Genomic DNA, 3,565 nt, shown 5'->3' with positions numbered 1-3,565 from the left:
CAGCCGAGCCCCAACGATGGCCCCGATGAGGGCCCAGAACACCATGGCGTTCACGTCGTCCAACGTGACCCCGCGCTTGGGCCCCTCGCGCGTGAAGATCCACGCGCCGAAGAGGAATCCGATCGCGATGCCGATGCCATGCGGGGAGATGGCGAAGCTGCCCAACAGGTGGATGCGGTCGAGGACCGGCCAGCCGATGGCGCCGAGCAGCGTCACGTGGGCGAGTCTATCGAGCGTCCTGCGACATCGCGTCGGCCACGGCCTGGCCGAGGAGCAGCCCCCCGACGACGTCGGCCGGGTAATGCACACCCACGTAGGTACGCGAGATCCCGACCGCGGCGGCCAGGCCCCGCAGCGCCGTCCGGGCGACGAGGGAGAGCTCGAGGTCCCGTCCGGCGACCGTGACGAACGCGAGCAGGACGGCGGGATGGCTGCTCGGCCACGACGTTGCCCGCGGTGGTTGGGCAAGCAGCCGGACGCCGTCCGGGTCGGCAACGTACGGCCGGGGCCGGTCGAACAGGCGCTTCAGCCCCTGTCCGGCGAGCCATGCGGCGGAGGCGGCGCCGAGCCCGCGGGCCGCGGCTCGCCGTCGACCCCTCGCCGCCAGCACCCCGGCCGCGCCGATCGAGGCCCAGATCGAGCCGAGCTCGGTGATCCCCCGGAAGAAGCGATCGGCGCCCGGTCCGCGCCCCCGATTCACCGCCCGGAACAGCCCGACGTCGACTCGGTCCCCGAGCTCGGTCGACGCGAGGAGGCCGGTGGCCAGGGCTGCCCCGGCGAGCCAGGCGACGCGTACGGTCCGGTTCACCACGCGGCGGATGATATATAGGACGATCGCGCCGGCCGCCACGGGGAGGGAACCATGAGGAGGCACGACGGGGACGGATCCGACGGGCAGGACGAACGGCCCGGCCCCGACGAGGAAGGTCGTCGGCGCGGGGTCAGCGTGGCCCAAGTGTTGGCGGTCATCGCAGTGATCCTGCTGATCATCTTCGCCATCGCCAACTCGCGGCGGGTCGACGTGAACTTCCTCTTCTTCACCGCTCGAGCGCGCGTCGTCACGGTGATCGTGCTCTCGGCCATCCTCGGCTTCATCATCGGCTACTACGTGGGCCGGCCGGGCCGGGCCGACCGCAGGCTCCTGCGCGACTTCCGGCAGCGGAAGGACTAACCGGCCTCGACGTCCCGCTTCTGCGCCATCGTGCCGTGGCGCAGCTCGTACCCAGCGCCGCCCACCACCCGGAGGCTCCGCGCGGCGAGCCGGCCGAACGCTCCGCCACGGAAGCGATAGTCGACCTCGTGCCTCAGGAGGCTGCGCCCCTGCGGGAGCGGATCGACCGTGGTGTCGACGGTGGCATCGATCGGACCGGACAGCCGGATCCTGGCGTGCGACGGGGGTGACCACTCGGCGACCTCGGCCTTCACCCGGGCCCGCACGCGCATGAACCGGACGACCACGACGTACGTGACCCCTTTGGACAGCCCGCCCTTGGGGACGGCCTCCACCGACTCGATGTGGCGGTCCCAGTGCGGCAGGTTCGCCGGATCCGCGATCACGGCCCACACCTCCTTCGGCGGAGCATCGACCTCCACTGCGGTCTGGACCACCGTCACCCGATCGTCACGCTCCCGCTCGACCAGCCGCGCCACCACACCAACCTGCCGGGACGGATCCTGACCAGCGCGGCGCCCTCGGGGTCCGTACCGGTTCGTCGAACCATCTCTTCGGCAGATCTGCCTCCGGCCCGGAGCCGGTCGGGCAGGAACGCCTGGCCGATCCCCTGGGCCATGGCGCCGAACATCTCCCGGGCTCGCCACGACGATGCCCGGTCCACGGCAAGGGCGACGGGGACTGGGGCCTCGCTCGCGCCGACGATCGCCAGGGAGTCCCGGGGCATCGCCGCATACAGGTCCGGCCCCTCCTCGGCCCACCGGGCCGGCAGCACGATCGAGCCCCGCGAGCCGGCGATGCCGAGCGCCGCCGGACCGCTCCCGCCGAGGCTGCTCCGGACGGCCGGCGGGAGGGCGGCGAACGCCTCGGTCCCGCCCCGCCGCGCCCGGAAGGTCTCGGCCTGGGGATGGGAGGCGCCCCACGCTCCCCACAGCTCGGGCACCTCGCGGCCGTCGAGAAGGGCGGCGCGCTCCACGACGATCTCCACGAATACTCGCCCCGGAGGGGTCCACGCCAACGGGACGCGCCGTGCATCCACCGCATACCCGGCGAAGAACCTGGCGTTCTTGGCGGTGAACCTGACGGAGGCCGCGGTCACCGCCGGCATCCGAACGGCCGTCCGGATCCAGGTGGAGGGGTCGAGCACGTCATACGCCGCCGCCCGGCCAGTGAACGTGACCGCCCCCGTCTCGTCTCGCACCAACCCCGCCACCCGCGGGTCCGCCCGCCACGCCCGGGCCTTGACCGATCCGCGGGAGGTCGTGAGCCACACCCGCCCGTCGGACCACGCGAAGACGAGCGGTGTGAGGTGGGGCCCGCGCCTGGTCTCCGCGGCGATGGAGCAGAACGCCCCGCGCTCAAGGATCCGCTCGAACTCTGCCGGGAGCCCGTCGGTCACGCCCGTCCACCGACGGGTACGCGAACTACGGGAAACCCGAGCATCAGGGCCGTCCACAGGGCGTGGCACACGATGCTGGCCAACGCGCCCCCAGTCCACCAGCAAAGCGCCGACCACATCGCTCCCCCCACCACCGCCCCGGCGATGATGGCCAGATTGCGGCTGGGCAGGTTGGCCACCGCGAACGCCGCCCACGCGATGGCGGCCCCCGCCGTCCGGCCGTCGAGGACAGTGCTCAACTTGGCCTGGAACAGGCCGCGCCAGAACAGCTCCTCGCCGGGAGCCATCACCGCCGCGGCGAGCACGATGGCGGCGACGAGCGGCAGCCCCGCCTGGTGGGCGTACACCTCGACCGAATGGCGCTGGAAGGTCCGCCACGGCCGGATGGCGACCACGAACAGCCGGGTCGCCAGGTACAGGGCGACGCCCGCCGCCGCGCCCGAGGCGACGGCGACGCCGCCGCTCACCGCCGGCGAGAGCGACGGCTCCCCGACCGCGACGGCCGCGATGCCCAGGGCCGGAAGGGCGATCCCCATGGCCACCCAGATGCTGATCCCCTTCCGGGAGACGATCCACCATGCGGCGAACTCGAGGAGGGCCCCGACGATCATCACCACTGCCACCATGGCTACCGGAGGAACCGAACCTTGGCCGCGAATTCCGCGGTCAACGCGGTGATGACGGCGAGGTAGAAGAAGCCCGTGGCGGCCTGCACCGCCGAGGCCCGGGGACCCTTGAGCGCGGCGCGAATCAGGACCGCGATGAGCGCGGTAGCGCCGACCATCCCGAGCGCGATCCACGACGCGAGCCCGGCGGAGGTGAGCAGGGGGTTGAAGTTCGACGTCGTCCTGGTGGGACCGAATCCCCCCGCCACGACGGCCGCCGCCTCCAGGAGCACCGCGATCATCAGGAACGAGGTGGAACGGTTGATGGGTCCCCTCGACAGCCCGCGGTCGGTGAGGTACCAGTGCCCGAGCAGGAGGCCGTCCACCACC

General features: G+C 72.5%; 7 protein-coding genes. 1 reads left to right on the top strand and 6 read right to left on the bottom strand.

The genetic code is table 11. The annotated features are described in order from the left end of the window. Both VGW35_00270 and VGW35_00265 read right to left on the bottom strand, forming a co-directional pair. On the bottom strand, positions 1-216 hold a 216-nt coding region (locus tag VGW35_00270), incomplete at its 3' end, for a prolipoprotein diacylglyceryl transferase family protein (GenBank protein HEV8306072.1). A 10-nt stretch (positions 217-226) separates the two neighbouring features. Continuing rightward, positions 227-850, bottom strand: coding sequence for a phosphatase PAP2 family protein (locus VGW35_00265; GenBank protein ID HEV8306071.1), 624 nt, complete (start codon positions 848-850; stop codon positions 227-229). Between the two features lie 12 nt (positions 851-862). On the opposite strand from VGW35_00265, the gene VGW35_00260 reads away from it, so the two are divergent. Then, positions 863-1,171: a lipopolysaccharide assembly protein LapA domain-containing protein gene (locus VGW35_00260; GenBank protein HEV8306070.1), complete on the top strand. Its 309-nt coding sequence runs from the start codon at positions 863-865 to the stop codon at positions 1,169-1,171. On the opposite strand, the gene VGW35_00255 is transcribed toward VGW35_00260, so the two are convergent. From VGW35_00255 to VGW35_00240, 4 genes are all read right to left on the bottom strand, one after another. After that, a complete protein-coding gene (locus VGW35_00255) occupies positions 1,168-1,650 on the bottom strand; it encodes an SRPBCC family protein (GenBank protein HEV8306069.1) in 483 nt (160 codons plus the stop codon). The two genes, VGW35_00260 and VGW35_00255, sit on opposite strands and share 4 nt — an antisense overlap. Next, positions 1,611-2,570, bottom strand: a complete 960-nt coding sequence (locus VGW35_00250) for a pyridoxamine 5'-phosphate oxidase family protein (GenBank protein HEV8306068.1) — start codon at positions 2,568-2,570, stop codon at positions 1,611-1,613. The genes VGW35_00255 and VGW35_00250 overlap by 40 nt, the downstream gene beginning before the upstream one ends. After that, positions 2,567-3,181 carry a CPBP family glutamic-type intramembrane protease gene (locus tag VGW35_00245; GenBank protein ID HEV8306067.1) on the bottom strand — a complete coding sequence of 205 codons (615 nt, stop codon included), beginning with the start codon at positions 3,179-3,181 and terminating at the stop codon, positions 2,567-2,569. Before VGW35_00245 ends, VGW35_00250 begins: the two co-directional genes overlap by 4 nt. 17 nt (positions 3,182-3,198) lie before the next feature. Further along, positions 3,199-3,565 (bottom strand): hypothetical protein (locus VGW35_00240; protein HEV8306066.1); only part of this gene is annotated, 367 nt, incomplete at its 5' end.

Source organism: Candidatus Methylomirabilota bacterium (assembly GCA_036005065.1).
Classification (GTDB): domain Bacteria; phylum Methylomirabilota; class Methylomirabilia; order Rokubacteriales; family DASRDR01; genus DASYQW01.
This window is presented reverse-complemented; position numbering and strand designations above follow the sequence as displayed.